The organism is Flavobacteriales bacterium (assembly GCA_016699575.1).
Classification (GTDB): Bacteria; Bacteroidota; Bacteroidia; order Flavobacteriales_F; family PHOS-HE28; genus PHOS-HE28.
Window position 1 is genome coordinate 4161164 of record CP064979.1, and the last position, 24836, is coordinate 4185999.

Sequence of the window (24836 nt, forward strand, 5' to 3'; positions counted from 1 at the left end):
TCTGTGCCTCCGTGTGAGACCTTCTCCTATGCGATCTGGCGTGAGTGGGAGACTACTGCCCCCAGACCAGTCGCGTCGTAGCCTGGCGGCCGACCTCGTCGGTGGCGTGCAGGTAGTAGATGCCGGCGGGCATGTCCTCGCGGTGCAGGATGAGCGTGTTGGAGAGGCGCACCAGACGGATCACCTTCTGCCCTGCCTCGTTGTACACATCGATGGTAACGCGGCCGACGAAGGCCGAGCCGATGTGGATCGTGGCCATGTCGAACGCCGGGTTGGGGCGCACGCTGATGCTGGCCTCGCCGTCCACGTCAACGTCGTTCACGGCGGTTACGCCATTGGTGTAGGTGTTGAACACCGTGTTGGTTACGATGGCGGGGTTGTTATCGAAGTAGATCTCGGCGGTGTTCTCCACCACGGTGCCCTCGGCCAACGCGCTGAGCGGACGGATGGTGAAGCGCACGTAGCCCTGGCTGCCCACGTAGTTGCTGCCGCTGTCGGGCAGGTTGATGCCAAGGTGCTCGAAGCGCACAATGCCGTTCGCCTCCAGCACCACGTGCACGGCGTGGCTGCTGCCGACAATGTGCAGGGTCGAGGGGTCGAGGTTGGCGTCGAGCTGGTCCACGATCACCACGTCGGTGGCGGCCATGTTGCCGGTGTTCATGAAGCGCACGGTGTAGTCCAGCGTGCTTTCCATGGGCGTCAAGTGCTGCGCGCCGGTGCCGGTGGGCAATACCTGCTTGTCGTTGGGATCATAGGCGCACATGAGCATCGGGTGGTACGCGTAGTCCGTGGTGAAGAGCACCTGGCCGTTCTGGCGGGCCTCGGCGGTGATCACATCGTTCATCAACGTGCCCAGGAAGCTGGCGTCGGCGGTGTTCACGCGCACTTCCACCTGGCGCATATGGCTGGGCTGCACCGCGGCGACATCCCAGATGAGCGTATTGCCGTTGATGCTGGTGGGCATCGGGTCGGCGCTGTTGAAGCTGCTGATGGCATCCAGCTGGAAGGTCATGCGCAGGTCGCGCATCTGGTTGCCGGTGTTGGTGGCGTGCAGGAAGTACGGCAGTGTCTGGCTGCAGGTGATGGGGCCGCTGGTCACGAACGTGTTGAACTCGTTCAGGGCGGTATTGGGCTGCATGCCGAAGTCGCGCTCCATGGCCGATCCGTTCGGCGAGGACACGAAGGCGGCCAGGTTGCCGTTGCTGGTCAGGGTCCACTGGGCGGGTTGCCACACGGTGACCGAGTAGTTGCCGGGGCTGGCACTTAACCAGTACATACCGCTGTGGTTGGTGTAGGTGGTGCGACCGTCGCTCAGGTCCACGCGCGCATTGTAGATGCCGTAGTCGTTGCCGTTGAACTGGCCATCGGCGTTGTGATCATGGAACACGCGGCCACCGATCATCAGTTGCGCGTATTCCAGGTTGTCGTACCACACCACGCGGTTCTGCGCGGCCGATCCGGCGAAGAACTCGGGGTCGCCATCGCCGTTGATGTCGCCGCCCACGATCACGTGGGCATTGTCCACGCCATAGGCCACCACTTGCAGGGTACCGAAGGTGCCTTGGCCGTCGATATTCTCGTACCAGCCGATCTCGTCCGTGGCGTCGTTGGCCACGGCCACATCGCGATCGCCGTCGTTGTCCAGGTCCATCACCAGCACTTGGTCGGCGCTGATGCCAAGGCCCACGTTGCTCATGGGATCAAAGGCGAGTTGTCCGGTTATGCCGCGCTGCCAGTCCAGGCTGCCAGCAAGTGTCGAGGAGGAAACCAGGTCGGCCCGGCCATCGCCGTCCACATCGGTGAGGCGGCCCTTGCGATCCGTGCTCATGGGTTGCGCACTGCTGAACGAACTGCCCATGTTCTGGCACCAACCCATCTCTTCAGGGATGCGCACGCTCCACACGAGGTCCAGATCGTTGTCGTCGTCCACGTCCAAGGCTTGCACTTTGGCGTTGTTGTAAACCGGGGTGATGGCCACGGGCATGCTCATGGTGCCTTGACCGTCGGTGTTCTCGCACCACGCCAGTTGGTTGATCGCCAGCACGAAGAAGGGGTCCAGGTCGCCGTCGCCGTCCAGGTCGGCGCTGCCGAGGTCGAGGGCGGTGGCGTTGGGGACCACATCGTAGGCCAAGCTCCAACCCAGGTTGCCGAGGTTCTGGAACCACACCACCCCACCGTTCAATTCGCGGGAGGCGAGAATGTCCAGGTTGCCGTTGCCGTCGAAGTCGGTGACGTGTGCGCGGCTTTCGGTGCCGGTGCCGATGGTCACCACCGGGGCCCAGGTGCCCAACCCGTCGATGTTCTCGTAGTAGAGGATGCCGCCACGGCTGCCGATGAGCAGGTCCTTGTCGCCGTCCTGGTCCAAGTCCACCAGGTCAACGGTTTCGGGGCCTTCCACATACATCGATTGCTCGGGTCCGAACTGCGCGGAGGCGCTGCTCAGGATCAGGAAGGTGAAGGCGGCGGTGAGGGTAGTGGGGCGCAGGGAACGCATGGTTCGGGGAGATTTGGGCCGTCGGAACGCAAGAGGTGTTCGTCGGGTTTCAATCATCGTTCGTCCCGGAAGTCAAGTCTGCTCGTCGAGCCGCGCCCATGGCGGGACTGTGCAGGCCAACAACTTTTCACACCGGCGCGGCACCATGCGCCTCCGGGCACGGGTTCCCATCGGGCCGCTAACCGCATCTTCGCCCGCCGATGGCCTTTCTCTACCCTTCGTTCCTCTGGGCGCTCACGGCGCTGGCCATTCCAATCGCCATCCACCTCTTCCAGTTGCGCCGCTTCAAGCGGATCGACTTCCCCAACGTGCGCTTTCTACAGGCTGTCAGCCAGCAGACCCGCGCCCGGAAGAAGGTGCAGCACTGGCTGGTGCTCTTGGCCCGGTGCCTGGCCCTCGCCTGCTTGGTGCTCGCCTTCGCCCAGCCCTACGTGCCTGCAACGGGTTCCACCGACCCAACCGGGAAGCAGGCCGTCAGCATCCACCTCGACGACAGCTGGAGCATGGATGCCACCAACGAGAACAGCCGCTTGTTGGACCAAGCCCGGAAGGCAGCGCAGGATGCCGTACTGGCCTACGACGCCACCACCGAATTCCAAGTGGTCACCACGCGTGCAACCGGTCGACAACAATTGCTCATCGGCAGGGATGAAGCCCTTGATGCTGTGGGACAAGTGCAAGCAGGACCGTTCAGCCGACCGCTGAGTAAAGTGCTGGCCCGGCAGCGGGAGGCACTGGCACGCAGTGAGGCGCCCCGCAAGCGCGCTTTGGTCTTCACCGACCTGCAACGCACCACCACCGACCCGGAGAACTGGACCGACGACCCGATGGTGCGCACCGTGCTCGTGCCCCTGCCCGGCAGCGACCAGGCGAACCTGAGCGTGGACTCCGCTTGGTTCGAGACGCCCGTGCGCCGCACCGGCCAGCCCGAAGCGCTTCATGTGCGCATCCGCAACTACGGCGAGCGTGCGCTGGTGGATGTGCCCCTGCGGCTGTCCGTGAATGGCAAGCAACGGGCTTTGGCCTCCTTTGCCGTGGAAGCCGACACCCATGTGGATACCGTGCTGCGCTTCACCTCCGACCAGGCCGGGCCGCAGTGGGGCACGGTGTCCATCAGCGATCAGCCGGTGACCTTCGACGATGAACTCTTCCTCGCATGGACCGTGGCTCCGGCCATCAACGTACTCCTCATCGGCGGTGCGGATGCCGTTAGCGACGAGGCTATCACAAGCGTGTTCTCGGCCGACAGCGCTTTCAGGCTGACTTCCGCCGCCCTGCACGATGTGCGCCCAGAGCAAGTGAAAACTGCAGACCTCATTCTCGTGAACGCGCTGACGGAGGCGCCTAGTGGCGTGGCCCAAGTGGTGGCCGACCGCGTGCGGCAAGGCGCCAGTTTGGCCCTCTTCCCGAATGCCGAGGACGGCAGCCTGCTCAACAATCTGCTCGCACCGCTCATGGCGGGCAGCTTCGGCGCTCGCGACACGGCCAGCGTGAAGGTGGATGCCATCGATCTGCGCCAGCCGTTCTACCGCGATGTGTTCAGCGACATCCCCGCCAACGTGGACCTTCCCGTGGTTCGCACGCGCTACCGCCTGAGCACGCCCGCCGGTTCTGATGCCTTGCTCCGCTTGCAGGACGGTAAGCCCTTCCTGGTGATGGTCACTTCGGGTCGCGGGTCGGTTTACTTGGGCGCTGCACCCTTGGCCGAAAGCGGTGGCACGTTCACCCGCCATGCGCTGTTCGTTACCAGCCTGCTGCGCATGGCCGAACTGAGCCGGCCCATGGGCGGCCTCTACCACACGATAGGTCGCGATGGTGAAGCGGTGTTGGACATCGTTCCGCAGGGCGATGTCGTGCCGCACCTCATCGGCCCCGATGGTGTGGACCGCGTGCCAGCGTTGCGCCGCGCGGGCATTTCCCCTGCCCTGCTGCTCGACAATGAGGACCTGCCTACCGGCTCGCACACCGTGGTGCTCGGCACCGACACCGTGCAGCGTATCGCGCTGAACGCATCGCGCGGCGAGAGCGACCTCGGCGCTTGGACCATCGATGAACTGAAGTCGGTGCTGCAACAGCGCGGCCTCACCACCTTCGAAGTGCTCGACGCCGAAGGCGAAGGCCTTTCTGTAAGTTTGACCGCGCTGGACCACGGCACCAAGTATTGGACCTGGTTCGTGGTACTGGCGCTCATTTTCCTGATCCTTGAAGTCGCATTGCTCCGGCTGCTGAAATGAAGGACCTCCTCCTGCGCAACGTCACAGTGATCGACCCCGGTGGCGATCAGCACGAAGCAGGAACCGACATTCTGATCAGCGGAAAGACGATCGCCCGCATCGGCAAGCGCTTGCAGAAGGGCAGCGCCAAGGAACTTTCCATTGAAGGTCTGCACGTGAGCCCCGGTTGGGTGGACCTGCGCGCGCACTTCCGCGAGCCTGGCGAAGAGTGGAAACAAGGCATCCTGAACGGCTTGGATGCGGCAGCGGCCGGCGGGTTCACCAGCGTTGCCGTGCTGCCGAGCACCTCACCCGTGCTGGACCAGCGCTCGGGCATCGAATTCCTGCTGCGCAAGGCGGGGGGGCATGCCGTAAGTCTGTTGCCGCTGGGTGCTATCACCAAAGGACTCAAGGGCGAACAACTCGCTGAGCTGTACGACCTGCAACAAGCTGGGGCCGTGGCCTTCAGCGACGACCAGCATCCCGTGCGCAACAGCCGCTTGATGCTGCTGGCCCTGCAATACTGCCGCAACTTCAACGGGTTGGTGATGTCCTTCGCCGCGGATCACGACCTCACCGCGGGCACCATGATGCACGAAGGGCCCATGAGCGTGCGCCTCGGTATGCGCGGGCAGCCGCCCGTGGCCGAAGCCATGGCCGTGCAGCGCGACCTGTCGCTGTTGGAATACACCGGTGGCCGCTTGCACATCGCCACCATCAGCACGGCGGAAAGCGTGGCGCTCATCCGCGCTGCGAAAGCGAAGAAGTTGAAAGTGACCTGCTCCGTGGCCGCCCACCACCTCCTCTTGGACGATGGCTGCCTGCGCGGCTTCGACAGCAACTACAAGGTGGTGCCCCCACTGCGCGATAGCGAGCACATCGACGCCCTGCGCGAAGGCGTGAAGGACGGCACCATCGATGCCATCGTCAGTGACCACCGGCCCGAGGATGTGGAGCATAAGAAGCTCGAGTTCGCGCACGCGGCGCCGGGCATCATCGGTCTGGAGACCGCCTTCGCCACGGCCAACACCGTGCTCAAAGGCCGCATGACATTGAACCGCATCGTGGAGCGTTTCGCCAACGGACCACGCGCCGTGCTGGGCCTTCCCGCCGTGCACATCGCCGAAGGCTCCGAAGCCAACCTCACGCTCTTCAACCCCAATGAGGACTGGACGTTCGCCAGCAGCGACATCGTGAGCCGGGCGCAGAACACGCCCTTCATTGGACAGCGTTTCGTGGGCCGCCCACTGGGCATCGTGGCCAACGGCAAGGCCGTGCTCAGCGCCGCCTTGACTGCTGTGGCCTAACCCCCTCTTGCCCTGTCACTCCGAGGCGGCTCTGCGCCGAGGAGTCCCGCCCGATCTTCGGCACACTCCTACTCCCATGCGCCTCCGAGCGTACGACTACTGGGCGTACATCATGACCAACCCCACCAAGACGGTCACCTACGTAGGTATGACGAACAACCTTCCTCGCCGCTGTGCCGAACACCGCGCAGCGGCCGATGCGGGAGGGGGCTCCTTCGTTGGACGTTACAACGTGCGCCACCTCGTGTACTTCGAGTACTTCGGCCAAGTGCTGGAAGCCATCGCACGAGAAAAGCAGCTCAAAAGCCTGCGGCGCGAGAAGAAGGCGAGGTTCATCAACGCCGCCAACCCGCGTTGGGTCTTCCTGGACCAGATGATCCTGACCGGTGAAGTGGATATCGGCTTGCCGTTGAAGCTGCAGTAGCGATGGTTACGCCTACGCTCCATCATTCCGAGGAGTCCCCGACGAGGAATCCCGCCCAAACCCAGCGGCGGAACCGTCGTTCAGCCGATCTGATGTGTTCGAACATCGAGCGGGATCCCTCCTGCGTCGGGATGACACAACACCAGTGTTGTGACACGGGATCTCCCCTTCTCTCCCCTCCTTTGTCGGGGCAAGCTCCGCAGAGCCTCCTCGGAATGACGGAGTGCTGGGTATAACCCTCAGCGCACTCCCTTCGCCCTCTCTTTAGCCTCCACTTCAGCCTTGTTGGCGGCGGCTTGGGCAGCGGGATCAGCAGGCCTTCCCTTCGCTTCGAGCTCGTTCTGCATGCGCCACTTCTCGATCAGCTCTTCGGGCGTATACTGCATGTTGTCGATCATCTGTGCAGCGTCCTTCGCGAACTGGTGGTCGGGGTAGCGTTTGATGACCTCTTCATACGCCAGCTTGGCATCGGCCTTCTTACCGAGTTCTTCCACGGTCATGGCCTTCAGGTAGTACGTGTCTACCAGCTTGGGCCATTGCGGGTAGTCCTTGATGACGCGGTCGTAGAGCACCACGCTTTCGTCGGCGCGGCCGAGGGGCAGGGCTAGACCAGCGGCCCGGAACAAGTACTCCGGCGCCAGGCTGTCCTGCGGGAAGGCTTGGGCGTAGGCCTTGTACACGTCGAGCAGTTCCTGAGCCCCGCGCGCGTTGTAGATGGTGTCGTCCTCCATCTCATGGCGCATGCTATCGATGCGGGCTTGCATCATCGCGGCTTTGCCGGAGGTATCACCGGTGGAAGCGTCGGCGGGTTTGTCGCCGCCGCAAGCGCAGAGCAGGGCAACGGAAGAAAGGGTGACTGCGATCTGTTTCATTTCACTGGCGTGAACCGCATTTTGTACTTGGCGTCGGTCTTTCCATGGCTGATGTCGCGGAGCTTGCCTTTCAGCATGGTGCGCCGCAAGGTGGGCAGGTAGTCGATGAACAGCTTACCGTCCAGGTGGTCGTGCTCGTGCTGGATCACGCGCGCTGCGAACCCGCTGAACTCCTGCTCGTGCTCCTTGAAATCCTCATCCTGCCACTGCAGCACGATGGTTTCCTGGCGCTTCACCTCCTCGCGGATGCCCGGGATGCTGAGGCAGCCCTCCTCGAACGGCCACTCCTCGCCTTCCTCCTCCACGATGTACGGGTTGATGAAGACCTTCTTGAAGTCCTTGAGGAAATCGCGCTCCTCCTGTTCCAAGCCTTCATCTTCAGCGAAGGGGGAAGCATCGACGATGAAAAGGCGGATGCTCTGACCGATCTGCGGTGCGGCCAAGCCCACTCCGCTCGCCTCGTACATCGTCTCGTACATGTCGGCGATGAGCTGCTTCAGCCCAGGATGACCGGGTTCGATGTCCGCGGCCACCTTCTTCAGCACGGGATCGCCATAAGCACGGATGGGGAGGATCATTGATGGAATAGGGCTATTGTTCCGAAGGGCCGCGAAAATAGCTGCGCCCTCAACCCCGGCGCTGCCGTTGCTCAAGCCAGCCCTGCAAAAGCACCGTGGCGCTGATGCGGTCCAGTTGGCCCTTATCGCGCTTGGCCATGCGGCCCTTGCCGCTGCTGTTCAAGGTCTGCTGCGCGATGCTGCTGCTGAAGCGCTCGTCCGTGGTCTCCACCCAATGCCCGGGGAAGGTCTTCCGGAGGGCTTCCACAAAGGCCAGCACGTTGGATGTGATATCGGTCGGTTGCCCGTCCAAGCCCACGGGCAGGCCCACCACGAAGCCGTCCACGTGGTACATGATGGTGTAGCGCTGCAGCCAAGTCATCACCTGTTCCGTGGGCACGGTTTCCAATGCGGAAGCAATGATGCCCAGCGGGTCGGTGGCCGCTAAACCCGTGCGCTTCATCCCGAAATCGATGCCGATGACCTGCCCCATTAGGCCGCAAGGTGCGCAGCCGTGGCCGTTCGCCAACGTGGGAGTTCATACCACAGAGGCACGGAGGCACAGAGGACGCTCGAATACTCGAAGCCTGGACGTAGAACCATGTGGGGCTTCCGTAGTGATATCCTCCTCTTTGCCATTGATTTCTCCGTGGCTCCGTGCCTCCGTGGTCTTCATTCCCTCCTATTCCCCTACTTCGCCCTCCCAACCGACACGCATGCAACAGGAGATCGAACGCGCCTGGGAGAACCGGGAACTGCTGAAGGACAAGGCCACGGTGCAGGCCATTGAGCATGTGATAGAACTGCTGGACAAGGGGCAGCTGAGGGTGGCGGAACCGGTGTTCGGTAACAACCAAGCATCAACGCGGGATTCCTCGTCGGGGACTCCTCGGAATGACCGGGCAGGGGTGATTGAATGGAAGGTGAACGACTGGGTGAAGAAGGCTGTGATCCTGTATTTCCCCACGCGCGGCATGAAGACCTTGGAAGCCGGTCCTTTGGAGTTCCACGACAAGATGGAGCTGAAGCGCAACTACGCCCAGCTCGGCGTGCGCGTGGTACCGCATGCCGTAGCGCGTTACGGGGCATACCTCGCACCGGGCGTCATCATGATGCCGAGCTACGTGAACATCGGCGCCTACGTGGATGGTGGCACCATGGTGGACACCTGGGCCACCGTGGGTAGCTGCGCGCAGATCGGCAAGGACGTGCACTTGAGCGGTGGCGTGGGCATCGGTGGTGTGCTGGAGCCCGTGCAAGCGGCACCCGTGATCATTGAGGACGGTTGCTTCATCGGCTCGCGCGCCATTGTGGTGGAAGGTGTGCACGTGGGCAAGGAGGCCGTATTGGGCGCCAACGTGGTGCTTACGGCCAGCACGCGCATCATCGATGTAACCGGTGCCGAGCCCAAGGAGATGAAAGGCCATGTGCCGCCGCGCTCAGTGGTCATCCCCGGCACCACGGTCAAGAAGTTCCCGGCCGGTGAGTTCGGCGTGCCGTGTGCGCTCATCATCGGACAGCGCAAGGAGAGCACCGATAAGAAGACGAGCCTCAACGACGCACTGAGGGAGCACAACGTGGCTGTGTGAGGCGGAGAGAAGACCACAGAGGCAGAGGGGCACTGAGAACACGGAGGAAAATGCAAGGGCGGCAGCAGAGCTTTCTGGTCATACAGACCGCGTTCTTGGGGGATGCGGTGCTGACGACGGCTTTGCTGGAGAAGCTGCATGCCTTCTATCCGGATGCGGCAATTGATATCGTGGTGCGGAAGGGCAACGAAGGGTTGTTCAAGGGCCATCCGTTCCTTCGCCATGTCCATGTTTGGGACAAGCAACGCGGCAAGACACGCAACCTGTTCCGGTTGATCGGCACGTTGCGAAAGACCCGCTACGACCACATCATCAACTGCCAGCGCTTCTTCAGCACCGGGTTGATGACCGTGCTGGCCCGGGGCAACGAGAAGATCGGCTACGACAAGAACCCGCTGAGTTTCCTTTTCACACGCAAGTTGAAGCACGTGATCCCGACTGGACGGGACGGGGACGTCGGTGATGGTCGACACGAGGTGGACCGTCTGAACGCCCTCATCGAACACCTCACCGACAGGTCGCGGCCGCTGCCAAGGCTTTACCCATCTGCGGAAGACAGGGCGAGTGTTGAAGGCCATTGCTCCAGCCGGTTCATCACCATCGCGCCAGCATCCGTTTGGTTTACCAAGCAGTGGCCAGCGGAGAAATGGGTGGAGCTTCTGAAGCAGGTGCCTGCCAACACCCGTGCATTGCTTTTGGGCGGCCCTGGCGACAAGGACCTGTGCGAACGGATTGCCCGCGAAGCCGGCACTGGAACCGTGCTGGCCGGACAACTGAGCCTGCTACAAACGGCCGCCGTCATGGAACGTGCCGCGATGAACTACGTGAACGACAGCGCGCCGCTGCACATCGCCAGTGCGATGAACGCGCCCGTGACCGCCATCTTCTGCAGCACGGTTCCTGCGTTCGGCTTCGGGCCGCTGCGCGCGAACGGACGCGTGGTGGAAACAGCGGAAAAGCTCGATTGCAGGCCGTGCGGGCTGCATGGGCACAGGAGATGTCCCAAGGGGCACTTCCGATGCGCCGAGATCAAGGCTGCGCGAGCACTTGGCGAATTGATCTGATCACTCCTTCACGAACCTCGCTCGCCTCGAACCACTCGGGAACTCCAGTTCCAGCACGTGCACGCCCGGCGCCAATCCGTTAACCGACAGCGATATGTTCGAGCCTTGCATAGTGGCCGCGCCATCCAGCACTATCCTGCCCGAAAGGTCCGTCACCCTTATCCGCATTGGCACGTCTCCATTGACCGTCCGCACGTTCAGCACATCATGCGTTGGTTGGGGATAGAGTTCGAGGCCCTGCTGCGCCAGTTCTTCCTCCCCGAGCGTCACGCCCACGAACGACAGATCATCCACGTACAGTACTGAGCCCGGGTGGCTGCCCGACCAGATGCGCAAGAGGAGCGTGTCCGGCGCGTTGAACAGCGTGATCGGCGATCCGATGAACGTCCAGGCGGAAGTCGCGTTCGTGATCCATGCGTACGTCTCCTGCACCAGCAAACCGTTGCTCACGAAGGCCATGTAGATACCACCGGTGTCCGTGCCAACCGGCTCGTACTGATAGAACGCGGTCATGAGCGTGGGCGTGTCCGTGTAAGGAACACCGGTGAGGAAAGCGCCGTTGGCGATGTCGCTGTTCGCCAAGATGCCGGGCAGCGTGTCATTGCCCAAACCCAGCGTCTCCATGCGCAGTGAAAAGCTGCCTGTCCGGGCATTCGTGCTTTTCGCCACGGGTGCGAGGCCCATGTTCACCAGCAAGGGATTGAAAGAGAACCAACCGTCGGGTTCCTCGGTGGTGATGTCGTGCCAGTCTTCCATGCCGTTGTTCGGCAACTCGTCGGGCACTGGCTCAATGGTGCTCGTGAGTTGGACATCGTCCACTTCCAACCACGATGTACCTGCAATAGGCAGCCCATAAGGATCGCTGCTGACGAAGGCCAGTAGCACGCTGTCGGGCTGCACGGGAACCCCGTTGTTCACCGGGAAGCTCAGGGCGGTCCAGGTCAATTGAGTTCCGCCGATGTACTCCGACAGGGTGTCCACGACGGTGCCACCGCTCCACACGAGCAGGTAGATGAACGCCGAATCACCCGGAACGATGTCGTAGCGGAACCACCCTTGCAGCGCATCTATGGCGGTGCCGAAGGGCACGCCGTCCACCGCCTGGTTGTTCACCACGTTGCCTTGCAGCAGAAGCCCGTACGTCGTGTTCGTTCCATTGCTCACGCTGGTCATTCGCGCAGCATTCGCACCTGAATGACCCGGGACCCGCGTAACGCTGATCACGCCCGGGATCTGGTAGTTCGTCGTTCGCCATTCGTCGATCTCCTCGTAGGCCGCCCGGTCGGACCAGTCCTCGAACCCGCCGTTCGGGATCTGCTGTGCCGCACAATGCACCAACCCGGTACTGAACAAAACCACTGCGAAGGGGCGCACCATGGACCTGAGCTTTCGGCGAAGCTATCTGATCGACCTGCCAGCGCGCCACCCGGCTACTTTCGCCGCCTGTCTGCCGACGGCAGGCCCTTCCCTGGAACCGTGGCCGCACACGCCTTCGACATCGACCCGTCGCGACTGGACGGCATCGCGGAGCAGCCGCTGTTCAAGGCCGTGGCTGATGAAGCCGCAGTCCGGGGCATCCCTGCGTTCGCCATTGGAGGGTACGTGCGCGACCTGCTCCTGGGCCGTCCGTGCAAGGACATCGACTTCGTGGTGGAAGGCGACGGCATTGCTTTCGCGGAGGCGGTGGCCGCTCGGTTGAACGCCGGGCAGGTGCACGTCTTCAAGAACTTCGGGACGGCGATGTTCATCCTTCGACAGGCTCAGGATGACATCCAAGTCGAGTTCGTCGGGGCGCGCAAGGAGAGCTACAGCCGCAACAGCCGCAAACCCGAGGTGCAACCGGGCACCATCAAAGACGATCAAGAGCGCCGCGACTTCACCATCAACGCGTTGGCCATCTCCCTCAATGCTGGCAGTCTCGGTGCGCTGGTGGATCCCTTTGGCGGCATCCTCGACCTGGACAAGGGCATCCTGCGCACGCCGCTCGACCCGGACATCACTTACAGCGACGACCCCTTGCGCATGATGCGCGCCGTGCGGTTCGCCACGCAGTTGGGCTTCACCATTGAAACTGGGAGCTTCGAGGCCATACGCCGCAATGCCGAAAGGCTCGACATCATCAGTGCTGAGCGCATCCACACGGAGCTCAACAAGATCATCCTTACCGACAAACCCAGCGCCGGTTTCATCCTGCTGCGCGACAGCGGGCTCCTCTCCCGCTTCTTCCCTGAGTTCCTGGAGTTGCAGGGCGCGGAGGAGAAATACGGCATCGGCCACAAGGACAACTTCTACCACACGCTGCAAGTGCTGGACAACGTGTGCGAAAAGAGCAACGACCTGTGGCTGCGCTGGGCCGCCGTGCTGCACGACATCGCGAAGCCACGCACCAAACGCTTCGACCCTGAGCACGGGTGGACCTTCCACGGGCACGAGGACAAAGGCGCGCGCATGGTGCCGGGCATCTTCCGCCGCTTGAAACTGCCGCTGGACGATCAGATGAAATTCGTGCAGAAGCTCGTGGCCCTTCACCTGCGTCCCATCGCGCTCACCAAGGACATCGTTACCGACAGCGCCATCCGCCGCCTGCTCTTCGATGCCGGCGACGACATCGACGCGTTGATGATCCTCTGCCGCGCAGACATCACCAGCAAGAACGAGAAGAAGAAGGACCGCTACCTGCGCAACTATGAACTGGTGGTGGAAAAGCTGCGCTCCGTGGAAGAGAAGGACCGTGTGCGCAACTTCCAGCCGCCCATCACCGGTCAGGATGTGATGACCGCCTTCGGTGTAGAGCCGTGCAAGCTGATCGGCGATATCAAGACCGTGATCAAGGACGCCATCCTGGACGGCAAGATCGAGAACGACCGCACGCAGGCGTGGGCGCTCATGTTGGAGACCGGTCGAGCGATGGGACGTGAACCGTTGCGGGGGATGGAGAAGCCCGTTGTAGCCAACGACAGCAAGGAATAGTGACCGGGCCGCCCCGGCGTTGTCAAAGCTCAGGACCGCACCATTCGCAGGTACCGATAGCTTCGCGGTCCCATTGTATCCTCACGCATCCCACAATGCGCATCTACCGTTTCCGCGTCCTCATCGAAGACAAAACCGAAGCCTTTCGTGACATAGAGATCAGGAGCGAGCAATCGTTCCTTGACCTGCACAAGGCGATCAAGAAGGCCTTCGGCTTCAAGGGCGAGGAGATGGCCTGTTTCTATGTGAGCGACGACAGCTGGGAACGCGGCGCGATGATCCCGCTGGCCGACCTGGGCTTCGCGGAGGATGGCGGCACACCGCCCGCCCTGATGGCCGACGTGTACATCAGCGACCACATGCGCAGCACCAAGCAGCGCTACATCTACGTGTACGACTTCCTCTTCAACTGGACCTTCCTGATCGAACTCGTGAGCGCCAAGGAACCGGTGAAGGGCAAGCGTTATCCCCAGGTGGTTTTCAGTCACGGTGAAGCACCTGGCGAGATGAGCCGCATGGACCCTATCCTGCTTCCCGGCAACGACGATGAAGCCGAAGGCGAGAACATGCGCGAGGAGGCCGAGGAGATCTACGACGCCGACGAAGACATGGGCCACGACACGGACATGGGCGATGAGCACGACGAATTCGGCCACGGTGAGGACGATGGGCTGAGCGGGCACGAGCAATTGCCGGAGGATTACCACTGAGGGAGTTGACCCGCGGAACTGAAATGACCTCACGCGGGGGCGCGGGGAACGCGGAGAGGAGAGAAATACGTTCGCGCAGAGGCGCAGAGAACGCAGAGGATGACAGACAACGGGCATGACTTCCTGTGCAAGGGCCGGTTCGGCCGCAGCGCGCAGCGCCCATCATGTTCATCATCTTCATCCGTGGATGCATCTGCGGTTCTGTGTTGATCCATGGAGAGGATGGGGACCAAAGCAGGCACGCTGATCGTTGTGGGCGGACCAACCGCCAGCGGGAAAAGCGCGGCTGCGGTGGCCCTGGCCAAGCACTTCGGAACGGAGGTGGTGAGCGCCGACTCGCGCCAATTCTACCATCAACTGCGGATCGGTGCAGCACCGCCCACCGCAGAAGAGATGGAAGGTGTACCGCACCACTTCGTCGGCCACTTGGGAGTGGAGGAAACGATGAGCGCCGGTGGCTTTGCCAGGGTCGCTGTACGAGTCATTGAGGACCTATTGAAGGAACATGGCACCGCCGTGCTGGTAGGAGGAAGCGGACTGTACATTGACGCGGTGCTTAACGGCTTCGACCCGATGCCACTGGGCGACCACCGCATCCGCACCGAGTTGCAGGAGCGCTTCCGGCGCGATGGACTAGAGCCGTTGCTGCAACGCCTGGCGGAACTCGACCCGGCAATCATGGAACGTATCGACCAGCGCAACCCGCACCGCGTGATCCGGGCACTGGAAGTTTGCCTGAGCAGCGGGCGGCCCTTCAGCGCCCAACGAAGTGGCAACCCTGAGGAACGCCCATGGAAGAGCCTCTGCCTGGCCATGGACCTTCCGCGGGAGGAACTCTACCAACGGATCGACGCACGGTTCGACGGCATGATGGCCGCTGGCCTGCTGGAGGAAGCACGCGGACTGTTTCCCCTTCGCCAGCTGAACGCTTTGCAGACCGTTGGATACCGCGAACTGTTCCTGCACCTCGCCGGGGAATTGGATCTTCCTGGAGCGGTCGCGCTAGCGAAGCAGCACACCCGCAACTTCGCCAAGCGGCAACTGACCTGGCTGCGCCGCAGCGATGCATGGAACTGGGTATCGCCGTCGGACATCCCCGCCATGGTGCGACTGGTCGAAGATTCGGCGTAGCGCTCTACTGCAATCGTGGTATTCCCGGCCGTGCTGCGGGCAGGTAGTTTCGCCGCCCGTTCGCCGCATGCGGACATTTCCAACGAACATGACCAACCGCTTTCTAATTGGCGCTCTCACCGCCATGGCCCTCGCCTCCTGCAGCGACCCTCAGCCCAACGACCAGCAAAACACCGACGCCGCCAGCACCGAAAAGGTGGTTAACGTGTACAGCCACCGCCACTACGATGTGGACAAGCAGCTCTTCGCCGATTTCGAAGCCGCCACCGGCATCAAGGTGCAAGTGATCGACGCCGATGACGACCAACTGCTGGCACGTTTGGCCGCTGAGGGCGCCAACACCCAAGCCGACATCATCCTTACCAGCGACGCCGGACGACTGGGCCTGTGCAAGCAGGGCGGCTTCCTGCAGCCTATCACGACAAAAAACCTTGAGGGCAACGTGCCCCAGCACTTGCGCGATCCCGAGGGCAACTGGTATGGGCTCAGCGTGCGCGCCCGCGTATTCGCCTACGACAAAAACAAGGTGAAACCCGAGCAATTGGCCACCTATGATGCCGTCACCGGTCCTTCCTTCAAGGGCAAGTTGCTGGTGCGGAGCAGTGAGAACACCTACAACCAGAGCCTGGTGGCAGCGATGATCGCACGCAACGGACGCGATGCGGCCTTGGCTTGGTGCAAGGGAGTGGTGGCCAACATGGCGCGTGAACCCAAAGGCGGAGACACCGACCAGATGCTGGCCATCGGCGAAGGCCTTGGCGAGGTGGCCATCGTCAACAGCTACTACGCCGGCAAGCTGATGGTGAGCGAAGACAGCGCTAAGCAGAAGGCCAAGGCGATCATTGCCGTTGCTTACCCTGTCATTGGCAAGGACATGGGCACGCACGTGAACGTGAGCGGTGCCGGCGTTGCCAGGCATACCAAGCACAAGGACAATGCGATCGCGCTGCTGGAGTTCCTCACCAGTGATGCGGCCCAATCCGTCTTCGCGAAAGGCAACATGGAATTCCCGGTGAAGCCTGGCATCGCCGTAGCGCCTGAGCTCGAAGCCTTCGGCAACCTCGTGCAGGACCAACTGGACCTGAGCAAGCTCGGCGAGAACAATGCCGAGGCCGTGAAGGTGATGGCCGAGGCCGGTTGGAAATAAGCCTGACGGAACATGATGCTACGCGGCTGGGCCAACGCACTTGCTGTGCTACTGTGCCTGCCCCTGCTGGTGGTGGCACTCTCACCACTGTTCCTCGAGGCACCGCAGTGGTCTTTCGTTGGTGGCGCGTTCCTATGGGAACATTTGGGAGGTTCTTTGGAGCTGGCGTTCGGTACGTTGCTGCTGGCGTTGGTGTTCGGTGTTGGTGCCGCATGGGTGGTTTCGGTCTTCGACTTTCCGGGCCGGAGGGTCATCTCCTGGTTGTTCGTTCTGCCCTTGGCGTTGCCTACGTACATCGCGGCGCTGGCCTTCGCCGGCCTGCTCGGGCCAACGGGCACGTGGACGGTATTCCTCCGCGAGCACATGGGCATCGAGGTGGATGTCATGACAATGCCCGGTCTGTGCATGGTGCTGGCCTTGGTCCTCTTCCCCTACGTGTACGTGCCAGCGCGAGCGGCATTCAGCGGCGGTCTCAGCGATGCCTTGGAAGCCTCGCGCACGTTGGGTGCTGGCCCATGGCGGCGTTTTGTTTCGGTTGGACTTCCCTTGGCTCGTCCTGCCATTGCCGGTGGTGGACTGTTGGTGCTGATGGAAACCCTGAACGATTACGGCGCTGTGAAGTACTATGGGCTGCACACCATCACCACGGGCATCTTCCGCGCTTGGGGCGGGTTGTACGACCGGGGCAGCGCAATGCGATTGGCCGTTCTGCTGGTCGTGCTGGTGATCACGCTCATTGTTGTCGAACGGATGCTGCGCCGACGTGGGCTGCGCACCACCGACCATCGGCCCCTGACCCGGCTCACGCTCAGTGGTCCACGACGGATCCTTGTCCTGATCGTGTGCTCGCTGTTGGTGTTGATGAGCCTGGTGGTGCCCATTGGAGCATTGTCCATTGACGCGCTTTCTGTGCCAGGCGCGCATCTGCTTCCTGAACTGTTCAGTGCAACGCTGAACACCTTGCATGTTGGCGCTTGGGCCGCGGGCTTCACATTGCTCGTGGCGTTGTTGCTCGCTTGGAAGGCTCGTCAGCAGCAAGGACGGGAAAGCCGCTTGGGACAGTTAGCTGAGCTGGGCTATGTCGTGCCCGGCGCGGTGATAGCCGTTGGTGCCATGGCCCTCGCGGGGCTTCTCGATCGCGCGGTCGGAATAGTGGGCACCGCTTCCGGCCTGGCACTGATCGGTTCGTTGCCCTTGTTGGTGTATGCGTTCGGTGCACGGTTCATGGCGGTGGCCGCGCAGCCCATCAAAGCTGGATCGGCCCAACAACCCATGCTACTCGACGAAGCCGCCCGCACACTGGGTGTTCCTGCAAGCCGCACGTTCCTTCGAGTGAACCTGCCCCTCCTGCGGCCTGCGCTGGTGGCCGCAGCGCTGCTCACTGCGTTGGAAGTGATGAAGGAACTGCCGCTCACGCTCATCATGCGTCCGTTCGACTTCGACACGCTGAGCACCACCGTGCACGAATACGCGCGCATTGAACAGACGCGTGAGGCCGCACTGCCCGCACTGGTGATCGTACTTTGCGCGCTGTTGCCCGTGCTACTTCTGCACCGGCTGCACGACAAGCGCCGCGGATGACCGCCCCTCTCCTCTCCGTCCAACAGCTCGGTTTCGGCTATGGCGAGCGCGAAGTGCTCACCGGCGTGGACCTTTCCCTTGCCCAAAAGGAAACGTTGGTGCTCACCGGCGCCAGCGGCTGCGGCAAGAGCACCTTGTTGCGGCTCATCGCCGGGTTGGAGAAACCCCGGTACGGCACCATCGAGCTGAACGGCGCCATGATCTCGTCACCTTCATCCGTGGTTCCAACAGAGCAGCGGCCCATCGGCATGGTCTTCCAAGGCCTGGCATTGTTCCCGCACTTGACGGTGGAGGGCAACATTGCCTTCGGACTTCGACATCTGCCCAAGACGCAACGCCGTGGAACGGTGAACGAATACCTGGACCTGCTCGGGCTGGAGGGCTTGGGTGAGCGCTTTCCCAACGAGATCAGCGGCGGGCAGCAGCAGCGCGTGGCTGTGGCGCGATCACTTGCGCGCAAGCCGCAACTGCTTCTTATGGATGAACCCTTCAGCGACCTCGACCTGTCAACACGGGTGAACGTGCGCGAAGCGGTAAAAACCGCGCTGCAACGCTCCGGTACAGCGGCCATTATCGTCAGCCACGACCAGCAGGACGCTGAACACATGGCGCACCGTATTGTCCGCATGGAAAGCGGTCGCCTCGTGGAACAGAGCATTGTGGGTGCATGAGCGGCGATCGGTTGCATCAGTTGGAGGCGATGCTCTCGGACGAGCCGGGTGACGTCTTCCTGCGCTATGCCATAGCGTTGGAGCACCGCCGCTTGGGCGACTTCCGGAAGGCGACCTACCTCTTGGAGCAATTGATGCGCGATGTGCCTTCGCACGTAGCCACCTACTACCAGCTCGCGCTTTTGCTCGCCGACCAAGGCCGCGTGCAGGACGCATTGGCCGCCTGCGATGCCGGCATGTTGCAAAGCCTGGTGAACGCCGACCGCAAGGCACGCAGTGAACTCAGCGAGCTGAAGCAAACGCTACTCGACAGCCAGGAATGAAACGATTGAAGCGATGGGGCTTCGGCCTCATTCTCCTTTTCGGTGTTCTCGCTGTGCTCTTGTGGCGCTCGCACGCGTGGCTTGCCATTTCAGAGCGGAGCGGCGGGAAAGTGCTGGTGGTGGAAGGCTGGATGGATGAGCTTCAACTGGAACAAGCCGCCGCGCTTTTCAAGGAAGGTGGCTATGCTCTAGCGTACACCACGGGCACGGTGCGACCGTTCGCCTACTACCTCGTACCGGGTGCACAACTCAGGCTGGGACCTGCGAAACCTGCGTTCCGATCCGTGGAGGTCAGCGTTGCCGGGCTTCCTGCTTGTACTGCGCTTGTGGTCATGAACGGTGACACGGTCTTGCGCGCTCCCACCGGAGACCGCATCACCAACCACGGCATCGACCTGCGCGAACCGGCCAGTTCCATCGTCATCGCCTGCGACCCGATGTACCCGCAACCGGGGCCACCGTCCGTGTTCATCCATTCGCTCCGCTTGGACGGTAAGAACGCGCACGAGCTGCAAGCGTGGATCTCCGTTCTCAACCCGGACAGCTCGCTCCTGCCTGGCACCCCATCCTACGCGGATCATGCAGCCGCCATCCTCGCCCTGCACGGTGTTCCCTCCGATCGCATCACTGCCGTGCCGGCCGGTGGCGATCCCGTCAGCCGGTCGTGGGCCAACGCCGCCACACTGGGCCACCACCTTGGAGGCCAGGGCATCATGGCATTGGACGTGGTAACGCTCGGTGTGCACGCGCGGCGCTCTCGGGCCCTATACCGTGAAGCACTTGGCGAAGGCGTGGCGGTGGGCGTGGTCTCCCTGCCCGACCCCGACTGCCCGGCTGACGGCTGGTGGAAGTCGCAGAAAGGCTGGTACACGTTGCTGAAAGAGATCGCCGGTTCGCAAGAAGCCGCCGTGGTGGATGCCACCCGGTAACTTGGCCGCGTGACCAGGACCCCACTCCTGCCTCTCCTGTTTTGTTGTGCCCTTCCGCTTTGCGGTCAGGACACCTTGCGGATGTTGAGCTACAACCTGCTCAACTTCCCCGACGCGAATCCTTACGGTAAAGCCGATACACTGGCGGACATCCTCGCATGGCACCCGGTGGATCTGCTGATCGCAGAGGAGATCCACGACCTGAACGGCGCCGAGCAAGTGCTCAACGATGCGTTGAACGTGAACGGCGTGGACCGCTTCAGCATGGCCACGTTCGTTCCGCAGCAGAGCGCGCAGTGGGCAACGATCAAACTGGCGCAGTGCATCTACTACGATCACAACAAGCTGGGCCTGCGCGATCAGTCCTTGCTGCTCACCAACGTGCGTGACATCAATGTGTACACGATGTACTTGCGCGACAACGGGATCTTCCAAGGCGACACGACGTTCTTCACTGTTTTCGCCGTGCACCTGAAAGCCAGCAATGACCCACAGGACATCGCCGACCGTGAAGCCATGGCGCAAGTGCTGACGGCCCATGCGGCCGCACTGCCCGCAGGACGGCCGGTGATCGTAGCCGGGGACATGAACATCTACACGGGCAGCGAACCGGCATTCACCGTGCTGCTCACTCCGCTGGGCGGCGTGCAGCTGGAAGATCCGTTGCAGCTCGGCGGCCAAGCTTGGGCTGGACTTGGCAACGCTTCCATCTTCACGCAGAGCACACGAGTGAACGCCATCTTCGGTGACGGTGCTGGTGGAGGCCTCGACGACCGGTTCGACATTGCGCTCATGAGCGACGACATCATTGATGGCTCTGGTCCGTTAGAGCTGGTGCCCGGCTCCTACCGCCCGCTCGGCAACAGCGGCACGTGCTGGAACGACAACATCACCGACTGCTCCACTTGGCAAGCGCCGTTCAGCATCCTGCGCAAGCTCTACTACATGAGCGACCACTTGCCCCTGGCGTTCTCACTATCCACCAACGCAGTTCTTGGCATATCCGCTGGTTCAACCCGTGGGGCAACAGGCATGGCATTGCAAGGCCGTGGGATCGTGCTGCAGAACGCCAAGGATGGTGAACTCACCATCTTCAACGCATTGGGACAAGTGCTCATGGAAACGACCGTTGGCCCGGGCCGGAGCTGCGTGGAACTGCCGCGGGACCTTCACGGTATCTGCATCGCCAGGCTGACTTCCGTGGAAGACCGGGCGACGTTGAAGATGTGCTTGGAATGATCCGGGGGTAATGGCACCTTGGCGCTCCCAAACGGAAGCCGATGCCGAGCAACAAGCCCGAACCACAGGAAGCAGCGCTCTACTACCAGTCGTACATCCGCAAAGCAGACGGCGTCAGTCTTCACCATGCGTTGGGCCACGCGAGTGCCGTACTGCACAAGTCGTTGGAAGGCGTGAAGGGCGACAAAGCGGAGTACCGTTACGCCGAAGGCAAGTGGACCATCAAGGATATCGTGCAGCACATCATCGACTGCGAGCGCGTGTTCGCTTACCGCGCGCTCCGCATCGCACGCCACGACAGCACGGAGCTGCCCGGATTCGATGAGAACGACTACGCCGCCAGCAGCAGTACCGAACGCCGCAGCCTGGCCGATCTGCTCGAGGAACATGATACCGTGCGCCTCAGCACCGAGAAACTCTTCGAGAGCTTCAGTCCCGACATGCTGATGCGCATGGGAACAGCCAACGGTAATCCGTTCAGTGTGCGGGCGTTGGGCTGGATCATCGCAGGGCACGCCGTGCACCATGCGGAAGTGATCCGTGAGCGCTATCTCTGATCCGCCGTGCGCAGCATCCAGAGCTGGTTCGACGAGTACGGTGAGAGCCACCGCAACGCGACCAACATCGCGATCCACTGGGTGTGCGTTCCTGCCATCTTCTTCAGTGTGATCGGACTGCTGGGAAGCATCCCACCAAGCGAATTGCCGTGGCTCGGCCGATTGCCATGGGCCAAACTTGTGATAGGCGCGGTGCTCCTACTGTTTTATGCGCGGTTGTCGCTCGGCATAGCGTTGGGAATGGCCGTGATGAGCTACGCTGCCATGGTGCTGGCCCGATGGCTCGATGACCAAGCACCTTGGCCGCTGTGGGCTGTTAGCCTCACCGTCTTTGCCATTGCCTGGGTAGGCCAATTCTACGGCCACAAGGTGGAAGGCAAGAAGCCGAGCTTCCTGAAGGACCTGGCCTTCCTGCTGATCGGACCAGCGTGGCTGGTGGGCAAGGTTTACAGGCGGTCTGGGATCGCCTATTGATCCTCCGGTGGTGGCGGTATCATGTCCCGAAGTCGTTCAAAGTACCCGGGGTGCCATGTGGGATCCAGTATGCCTGGAAACGGATGCATGATCTCCGTGAGTTCCATCAGTACAACGTCAGGTTCAACAAGGGCTTGCCCGAACAGGTCCTTGCTTGCGGTGTTACCAAGGAACAGTTCATTCATACGCACGACCCTCAACTGTGCTAAGCGTGCGTCGCCACCCGTAAAATCATGTGCGTTGGGAAAGTGGGGCAGGTCCGCGATCATGCCCCACCGGTCAACATCGTGGGCTCGCACCAACATCGTTTCCATGTCCACCGCATTGTTCTCCTTGCCGCGACGGTCGCTGAAGATGTAGTCGCCACCGGCATCCTTGATGAGCTGGGCCATGTAGCTGTTGCCAGGAGGCACCCACCATTGGCCGTTCCATTGACTGCCGAAAAGGACCTTGGGACGCGGACTGTTGCCAACGGTCGCTTTGGCTCGTTCGTACCGATCGGCGATACCCGCGTAGAGGCTATCCGCCAAGTCGGTCTTGCCTACGAGCACACCAAAGAACTTGAGCCACTCCGCGCGCCCGAGCGGATGCGGTTCCAAGTACTCGGCGATCATGAGCAGCGGCACACCCGCGACGGCGGTATCAGATCCCGAGCGGCCGAACGGATAGCCCAGAAGCACATCGGGCGCAACAGTGATCAGTGCCTCGCGGTCCACACCGTCGGCCGTTCCGATCTCCATGACTTGTCCCAGAGCATGGCGCTCCCTGGTCGCCACATCGCGCACCTGCTCCAGATGAGCGGCGGCAACCACACGGTCAGCACAACCCAACGTGCTCATGTACGGCAAGTGGGTGGTGCTCAATGTTGCAATGCGCTGCAAACCGCCCGTTGGAACAAGGAGATCACCTATCGTGTCATGGTGTGCGGAATCACCGAACACCAGCAAGCGGTGACCGGCTGGGACGGTGAACGTGGTGAAGTGCTGCGCGACCAAGGGTCGTACCTCCGAGCCTTGCGATACCTGGGGGCCGCTTTCCTCCGAAGTGCAACCGGCCAGCAGCACGATCATCCAACCCCACCAGACCTTCATGGCATGTTGCCGATGATCTCGAGGGCTTGGTTGCGAACGCTGTCCTCACCCCTCTGCAAGGCTTGCACGGACGGCTTAACGGGCACATCGGGCAGTTCGCCATGGTCCGATGGACCGCTGGGCGAACCATCGAACGTGTAGCGGATCAGGGGCACCACGAAACGCACACCGGTACGCGGTGCAGTGATGCGCAATTCGCGACCACCGCAATACGAAACGGCGTTCGTGCCACCTTCTTCGCCCAACAGCTTACCGCGCGCGTGCCGCTTCACAAGCATGCCCACAGCGGCAGCGCTCTCCCGGGTGGCCCCATCCTGCAGCACGAACACACGCCCTTCGAACCGACGGTGGGCGGCGGGCAACTCCTTCATGCGTTCGTCGGTTTCCGGAAGGATGAAGGCACCGGCTTCGGCCATCGTGAAGGTGCTGTGGACCGAGGCATAGAAGTCGTCCAGTGGTATGGCGCGGCGGTACCACGTCGGAACCGTCACTGAACGAACGGTCATGCGGCGCGCCACCTTGAAAGGGTGTTGCGCGACAAGGGCGAACACCTGTTCAGCCATGCCAAGGTCGCTGCCTTTGGCACCGCGCACATCGATGACCAATGTTCCCACCTTCCTCTTCTCCAGTTCCTTGAGCAGGTCGCCGAGGAAACGCTCCGGACGCACATCGGCGGCTTCCAGGTCAGCGGGTTCCAACGTGTGCAGCTCGAGCCACATCAGGTCACGCTCTTCATACCACGTGCTGCGCCAAGGCAACAACGCCTGCTGACGGACCGTCGCCGAGGCCATTTCCTCTTGCGTGAGCGCATTGAGCGTCACTTCTTCCGCAACACCGTGCGGGTTCTCACAGATCAGCTTGTACTCCGTGCTGATACCATAGCGGGCAACGAACCGAACGGCAAACTCCCGTTCCAGCCGTCGCACACGGGCGGCAGTCGCCTTGCCGTCCACAACGATCAACGGCAGCAGCTCGCGGACGATCGCTCCGGCAGGCATACCGTTGATGGTGTGGATCCTGCTCCCGGGTGCCACACTGCGGAATCCCATGCGCTCAGCGCGCACGTGCAGTAACGTGTCTTCAATGGCCAGGTCCAACGGTAGCAGAGGCACTGTCCTGGCCATTCGTTGGGCCTCGTCCAATGGAAGAGCGCAACGCGTGTGCCCGTCACCGAGCATGTTCAACAGCACGTTCACCGAGTCGATGAAATCGCGCAGTGGCATGGTCATGCGTATGGAGCCCCCCAAACGCGCGAACGCTTGGTCGATGGCCTCCTTCGGCACGTACCGGTAAGGATCAGCGTGCGCCTCGTGGATGGTGACGCGCAAGAGCTCGAGGTCCTCACGCAGCTCCTCCGGATAGAACGTGCGGTCCAGCGACTGTGCCCTGAGATGCAAGGAAGCCGCCGAGACAACGACGAGGACGAGGGTGATGAAGCGCTTCAAGGATGACGAAAGTAGCTGGGCCGGTGCGCACAAATGGCAAGGCCCCGC

The 24836-nt window shown here is 62.1% G+C and carries 23 protein-coding genes; 16 read left to right on the forward strand and 7 right to left on the reverse strand.

Translation table 11 applies throughout. The annotated features are described in order from the left end of the window. Nucleotides 1–52 precede the first annotated feature (52 nt). The gene (locus tag IPJ76_17525) at nt 53–2494 is read right to left on the reverse strand and encodes a VCBS repeat-containing protein (GenBank protein QQR86362.1); all 2442 of its coding nucleotides are present in this window, start codon (nt 2492–2494) and stop codon (nt 53–55) included. Nucleotides 2495–2694: 200 nt separating this feature from the next. On the opposite strand from IPJ76_17525, the gene IPJ76_17530 reads away from it, so the two are divergent. The 3 genes from IPJ76_17530 (at nt 2695) to IPJ76_17540 (ending at nt 6438) form a co-directional block, all read left to right on the forward strand. After that, the gene (locus IPJ76_17530; GenBank protein QQR86363.1) at nt 2695–4728 is read left to right on the forward strand and encodes a BatA domain-containing protein; all 2034 of its coding nucleotides are present in this window, start codon (nt 2695–2697) and stop codon (nt 4726–4728) included. Further along, nucleotides 4725–6014 carry a dihydroorotase gene (locus IPJ76_17535; protein ID QQR86364.1) on the forward strand — a complete coding sequence of 430 codons (1290 nt, stop codon included), beginning with the start codon at nt 4725–4727 and terminating at the stop codon, nt 6012–6014. Before IPJ76_17530 ends, IPJ76_17535 begins: the two co-directional genes overlap by 4 nt. A 76-nt stretch (nt 6015–6090) precedes the next feature. Next, nucleotides 6091–6438, forward strand: coding sequence for a GIY-YIG nuclease family protein (locus IPJ76_17540; protein QQR86365.1), 348 nt, complete (start codon nt 6091–6093; stop codon nt 6436–6438). A 239-nt stretch (nt 6439–6677) separates the two neighbouring features. Here IPJ76_17540 and IPJ76_17545 read toward each other — a convergent pair whose 3' ends face one another. Genes IPJ76_17545 through ruvX form a run of 3 tightly spaced genes read right to left on the reverse strand, consistent with a single transcriptional unit; the run spans nt 6678 to nt 8360 of the window. After that, nucleotides 6678–7310 carry a tetratricopeptide repeat protein gene (locus IPJ76_17545; GenBank protein ID QQR86366.1) on the reverse strand — a complete coding sequence of 211 codons (633 nt, stop codon included), beginning with the start codon at nt 7308–7310 and terminating at the stop codon, nt 6678–6680. After that, nucleotides 7307–7888 carry a peptide deformylase gene (locus IPJ76_17550; GenBank protein ID QQR86367.1) on the reverse strand — a complete coding sequence of 194 codons (582 nt, stop codon included), beginning with the start codon at nt 7886–7888 and terminating at the stop codon, nt 7307–7309. The genes IPJ76_17545 and IPJ76_17550 overlap by 4 nt, the downstream gene beginning before the upstream one ends. 49 nt (nt 7889–7937) lie before the next feature. Continuing rightward, nucleotides 7938–8360, reverse strand: coding sequence for a Holliday junction resolvase RuvX (gene ruvX / locus IPJ76_17555; GenBank protein ID QQR86368.1), 423 nt, complete (start codon nt 8358–8360; stop codon nt 7938–7940). A 223-nt stretch (nt 8361–8583) separates the two neighbouring features. Here ruvX and IPJ76_17560 point away from each other — a divergent pair, with 223 nt between their 5' ends. Beyond that, nucleotides 8584–9456 carry a 2,3,4,5-tetrahydropyridine-2,6-dicarboxylate N-succinyltransferase gene (locus tag IPJ76_17560; protein QQR86369.1) on the forward strand — a complete coding sequence of 291 codons (873 nt, stop codon included), beginning with the start codon at nt 8584–8586 and terminating at the stop codon, nt 9454–9456. A 50-nt stretch (nt 9457–9506) separates the two neighbouring features. After that, on the forward strand, nt 9507–10520 hold the full coding sequence (locus IPJ76_17565; protein ID QQR86370.1) for a glycosyltransferase family 9 protein: 1014 nt from the start codon (nt 9507–9509) through the stop codon (nt 10518–10520). On the opposite strand, the gene IPJ76_17570 is transcribed toward IPJ76_17565, so the two are convergent. Next, nucleotides 10521–11897 (reverse strand): T9SS type A sorting domain-containing protein, encoded by a 1377-nt coding sequence (locus tag IPJ76_17570; protein QQR86371.1) that lies wholly within the window; start codon nt 11895–11897, stop codon nt 10521–10523. On the opposite strand from IPJ76_17570, the gene IPJ76_17575 reads away from it, so the two are divergent. From IPJ76_17575 to IPJ76_17625, 11 genes are all read left to right on the forward strand, one after another. Further along, nucleotides 11850–13490, forward strand: a complete 1641-nt coding sequence (locus IPJ76_17575; protein QQR86372.1) for an HD domain-containing protein — start codon at nt 11850–11852, stop codon at nt 13488–13490. The two genes, IPJ76_17570 and IPJ76_17575, sit on opposite strands and share 48 nt — an antisense overlap. Nucleotides 13491–13585: 95 nt before the next feature. After that, nucleotides 13586–14200: a hypothetical protein gene (locus tag IPJ76_17580; GenBank protein ID QQR86373.1), complete on the forward strand. Its 615-nt coding sequence runs from the start codon at nt 13586–13588 to the stop codon at nt 14198–14200. A gap of 222 nt (nt 14201–14422) precedes the next feature. After that, on the forward strand, nt 14423–15331 hold the full coding sequence (gene miaA, locus IPJ76_17585) for a tRNA (adenosine(37)-N6)-dimethylallyltransferase MiaA (GenBank protein QQR86374.1): 909 nt from the start codon (nt 14423–14425) through the stop codon (nt 15329–15331). 88 nt (nt 15332–15419) lie between these two features. After that, complete coding sequence (locus IPJ76_17590) at nt 15420–16478, forward strand: extracellular solute-binding protein (GenBank protein QQR86375.1); 1059 nt, start codon at nt 15420–15422, stop codon at nt 16476–16478. A 12-nt stretch (nt 16479–16490) separates the two neighbouring features. Beyond that, nucleotides 16491–18059, forward strand: a complete 1569-nt coding sequence (locus tag IPJ76_17595; GenBank protein ID QQR86376.1) for an iron ABC transporter permease — start codon at nt 16491–16493, stop codon at nt 18057–18059. After that, a complete protein-coding gene (locus tag IPJ76_17600) occupies nt 18056–18730 on the forward strand; it encodes an ATP-binding cassette domain-containing protein (protein QQR86377.1) in 675 nt (224 codons plus the stop codon). The genes IPJ76_17595 and IPJ76_17600 overlap by 4 nt, the downstream gene beginning before the upstream one ends. Continuing rightward, nucleotides 18727–19053: a tetratricopeptide repeat protein gene (locus IPJ76_17605; protein ID QQR86378.1), complete on the forward strand. Its 327-nt coding sequence runs from the start codon at nt 18727–18729 to the stop codon at nt 19051–19053. The genes IPJ76_17600 and IPJ76_17605 overlap by 4 nt, the downstream gene beginning before the upstream one ends. Then, the gene (locus tag IPJ76_17610; protein QQR86379.1) at nt 19050–19982 is read left to right on the forward strand and encodes a hypothetical protein; all 933 of its coding nucleotides are present in this window, start codon (nt 19050–19052) and stop codon (nt 19980–19982) included. The genes IPJ76_17605 and IPJ76_17610 overlap by 4 nt, the downstream gene beginning before the upstream one ends. 81 nt (nt 19983–20063) lie before the next feature. After that, nucleotides 20064–21221 (forward strand): hypothetical protein, encoded by a 1158-nt coding sequence (locus tag IPJ76_17615; protein QQR86380.1) that lies wholly within the window; start codon nt 20064–20066, stop codon nt 21219–21221. Nucleotides 21222–21262: 41 nt separating this feature from the next. Next, nucleotides 21263–21778, forward strand: coding sequence for a DinB family protein (locus IPJ76_17620; GenBank protein QQR86381.1), 516 nt, complete (start codon nt 21263–21265; stop codon nt 21776–21778). 6 nt (nt 21779–21784) lie between these two features. Continuing rightward, nucleotides 21785–22252: a DUF962 domain-containing protein gene (locus tag IPJ76_17625; GenBank protein QQR86382.1), complete on the forward strand. Its 468-nt coding sequence runs from the start codon at nt 21785–21787 to the stop codon at nt 22250–22252. Here the strand turns inward: IPJ76_17625 and IPJ76_17630 are convergent. Then, nucleotides 22246–23343 carry an ABC transporter substrate-binding protein gene (locus IPJ76_17630; protein QQR86383.1) on the reverse strand — a complete coding sequence of 366 codons (1098 nt, stop codon included), beginning with the start codon at nt 23341–23343 and terminating at the stop codon, nt 22246–22248. The two genes, IPJ76_17625 and IPJ76_17630, sit on opposite strands and share 7 nt — an antisense overlap. Beyond that, on the reverse strand, nt 23340–24788 hold the full coding sequence (locus IPJ76_17635; GenBank protein QQR86384.1) for a hypothetical protein: 1449 nt from the start codon (nt 24786–24788) through the stop codon (nt 23340–23342). The genes IPJ76_17630 and IPJ76_17635 overlap by 4 nt, the downstream gene beginning before the upstream one ends. Between the last annotated feature and the right edge of the window lie 48 nt (nt 24789–24836).

Coding starts and splice junctions, on each gene's coding strand:
- IPJ76_17530 (QQR86363.1), top strand. CDS start 2,695: ATGGCCTTTCTCTACCCTTCGTTCCTCTGGGCGCTCACGGCGCTGGCC.
- IPJ76_17620 (QQR86381.1), top strand. CDS start 21,263: ATGCCGAGCAACAAGCCCGAACCACAGGAAGCAGCGCTCTACTACCAG.
- IPJ76_17595 (QQR86376.1), top strand. CDS start 16,491: ATGATGCTACGCGGCTGGGCCAACGCACTTGCTGTGCTACTGTGCCTG.
- IPJ76_17550 (QQR86367.1), bottom strand. CDS start 7,888: ATGATCCTCCCCATCCGTGCTTATGGCGATCCCGTGCTGAAGAAGGTG.
- IPJ76_17580 (QQR86373.1), top strand. CDS start 13,586: ATGCGCATCTACCGTTTCCGCGTCCTCATCGAAGACAAAACCGAAGCC.
- IPJ76_17610 (QQR86379.1), top strand. CDS start 19,050: ATGAAACGATTGAAGCGATGGGGCTTCGGCCTCATTCTCCTTTTCGGT.
- IPJ76_17545 (QQR86366.1), bottom strand. CDS start 7,310: ATGAAACAGATCGCAGTCACCCTTTCTTCCGTTGCCCTGCTCTGCGCT.
- IPJ76_17590 (QQR86375.1), top strand. CDS start 15,420: ATGACCAACCGCTTTCTAATTGGCGCTCTCACCGCCATGGCCCTCGCC.
- IPJ76_17535 (QQR86364.1), top strand. CDS start 4,725: ATGAAGGACCTCCTCCTGCGCAACGTCACAGTGATCGACCCCGGTGGC.
- IPJ76_17540 (QQR86365.1), top strand. CDS start 6,091: ATGCGCCTCCGAGCGTACGACTACTGGGCGTACATCATGACCAACCCC.
- IPJ76_17560 (QQR86369.1), top strand. CDS start 8,584: ATGCAACAGGAGATCGAACGCGCCTGGGAGAACCGGGAACTGCTGAAG.
- IPJ76_17615 (QQR86380.1), top strand. CDS start 20,064: ATGTTGAGCTACAACCTGCTCAACTTCCCCGACGCGAATCCTTACGGT.
- IPJ76_17565 (QQR86370.1), top strand. CDS start 9,507: ATGCAAGGGCGGCAGCAGAGCTTTCTGGTCATACAGACCGCGTTCTTG.
- IPJ76_17605 (QQR86378.1), top strand. CDS start 18,727: ATGAGCGGCGATCGGTTGCATCAGTTGGAGGCGATGCTCTCGGACGAG.
- IPJ76_17525 (QQR86362.1), bottom strand. CDS start 2,494: ATGCGTTCCCTGCGCCCCACTACCCTCACCGCCGCCTTCACCTTCCTG.
- IPJ76_17570 (QQR86371.1), bottom strand. CDS start 11,897: ATGGTGCGCCCCTTCGCAGTGGTTTTGTTCAGTACCGGGTTGGTGCAT.
- miaA (QQR86374.1), top strand. CDS start 14,423: ATGGGGACCAAAGCAGGCACGCTGATCGTTGTGGGCGGACCAACCGCC.
- ruvX (QQR86368.1), bottom strand. CDS start 8,360: ATGGGGCAGGTCATCGGCATCGATTTCGGGATGAAGCGCACGGGTTTA.
- IPJ76_17600 (QQR86377.1), top strand. CDS start 18,056: ATGACCGCCCCTCTCCTCTCCGTCCAACAGCTCGGTTTCGGCTATGGC.
- IPJ76_17630 (QQR86383.1), bottom strand. CDS start 23,343: ATGAAGGTCTGGTGGGGTTGGATGATCGTGCTGCTGGCCGGTTGCACT.
- IPJ76_17575 (QQR86372.1), top strand. CDS start 11,850: ATGCACCAACCCGGTACTGAACAAAACCACTGCGAAGGGGCGCACCAT.